3 protein-coding genes are annotated in these 1,904 nt (G+C 62.6%); all 3 read left to right on the top strand.

Translation table 11 applies throughout. The features are described 5' to 3' along the window. Window positions 1-401, top strand: a 401-nt coding sequence (locus EN781_RS31560; protein ID WP_189347957.1) for an alpha-E domain-containing protein, incomplete at its 5' end; no start/stop codon positions are given. Between the two features lie 30 nt (window positions 402-431). Further along, a complete protein-coding gene (locus EN781_RS31555) occupies window positions 432-1,226 on the top strand; it encodes a transglutaminase family protein (RefSeq protein ID WP_126054730.1) in 795 nt (264 codons plus the stop codon). A gap of 30 nt (window positions 1,227-1,256) precedes the next feature. After that, window positions 1,257-1,904: peptidase (locus EN781_RS31550; protein ID WP_127400684.1), on the top strand; the 648-nt coding region annotated here is incomplete at its 3' end.

Below are 1,904 nucleotides of genomic sequence, written 5' to 3'. Positions count from 1 at the left end.
ACTACGTGCTGCTGCCGTCGATCTCCTGGGTCGGCTCAACGCTCGACAACTATCAGTGGGAATCGATCCTGCGCTCGGTGTCGGCGCATCGCTCCTACCGCTGGGTCTACGACGCCGACTACAAGCCGACCAACATCGCCGACTACCTCATCCTCAACGTGCGCATGCCGCGTTCCCTGACCTTCTGCTACCGCTTCCTCGCCGAACACCTGAAATTCCTGGGCGACGACTATGGCGAGCGCCATGCATGTCACGCCACGGCCGAAAAGACGCAGGCAATGCTGAGGGCGGGCTCAATCAAGGACATATTCGACGCCGGCCTGCACGAGTTCCTGGCCAATTTCATCCGCGACAACACCAGGCTCGGCGACGAGATCGCGCTGGATTACAAGTTCTATTGAGCATCAGGCTCGCAACCGGAAACTGACGCCATGCGGCTCAAGATCACCCATCGGACAGACTACCGCTACGATGCGCCGGTGCAGTATCTCTTGCAGCGGCTGCGGCTGCTGCCAGTCAGCGGCCACACACAGACCGTTCAGTCCTGGGCTTTGAAGATCGATGGCGCGCGCGAGGAGGTACGCTTCACCGACCATTTCGGCAACGACACCCGGCTTTTGAGCGTCGAAGGCGAGCCTCACGCCATCGCCATTGAAGCTTCGGGCGAGGTGGTGACGCGCGACACCACGGGCGTATCCGGTCAACACCAGGGTTTTGCGCCGCTCTGGCTGTTCGCGCAGGAGACGCCGCTGACCGCCGCCGGCGAAGGCATTCGCGAGCTTGCCGCCTCGGCGGGCAAGGGCACGGATATCGAGCGGCTTCATCGGCTGATGGGCACGATCGGTGAGCGTGTCGCCTACAAGCCTGGCGCCACCACTGTGATGACGCCGGCCGAAGAGGCACTGGCGCTTAGAACCGGCGTCTGTCAGGACCACAGCCATATCTTCGCTGCCGCGGCGCGCGCCATGGGCTTTCCGGCCCGCTATGTCAGCGGCTATCTGATGATGGATGCGGCGGTCCAGCAGGCGGCGAGCCACGCCTGGGCCGAGGCGCATGTCCAAGGCCTCGGCTGGGTTGCTTTCGATGCCGCCAACGGAATCTCCCCCGACGAGCGCTATGTGCGCGTGGCGACCGGGCGCGACTACCGGGACGCCTCACCGGTATCGGGGATTAGGCTGGGACAGGCGCAGGAACAGCTTGCGGTGACTGTCACGGTAGAGCAGTAATTCCAGCGGAATCGCTGCTAAAGAGTACCCATGACCTATTGCGTCGGCCTGAAGATCGATCGCGGGCTCGTGTTCATGTCGGACACGCGCACCAACGCCGGCATGGATTCGATCTCGACCTTCAAGAAGATGCATGTCTGGGAGGAGCCCGGCGAGCGCGTCATTGTGCTGATGTCGGCCGGCAATCTGGCGACCACGCAGGCCGTGGTCAGCCTGCTCGACGAGCGCACCAAGGCAGTGGCGGATCGCCATGCGACGCTGCTCGAGACGCCGTCCATGTACCAGACGGTGCGGCTGGTAGGCGATACGGTCAAGGAGGTCATCGCTCATTCCTCGCCCGCAGGCGACAAGGCCGATTCCTACTTCAACGCCTCCTTCATCCTCGGCGGCCAGATCAAGGGCAGCCCGCCGCGGCTGTTCATGATCTATCCCGAGGGCAATTTCATCGAATCGACCGACGACACGCCGTTCTTCCAGATTGGCGAGACCAAATACGGCAAGCCGATCATCATCCGCGCCTATGAACGCACGATGAGCCTGGCCGAGACGGTGAAGCTGCTTTTGGTGTCCTTCGATTCGACGCTGAAGTCGAACCTGTCGGTCGGCCTGCCGCTCGACCTGCTGTTCTACGAGAAGGACGCCTTCAAGGTCAGCCTTAAGAAGCGCATCGGCCAGGAC

It is taken from the genome of Mesorhizobium sp. M4A.F.Ca.ET.090.04.2.1, from assembly GCF_003999085.1.
GTDB lineage: Bacteria > Pseudomonadota > Alphaproteobacteria > Rhizobiales > Rhizobiaceae > Mesorhizobium.
The sequence above is the reverse complement of the archived record's forward strand: the minus strand, read 5'-3'. Positions and strand labels throughout refer to the sequence as shown.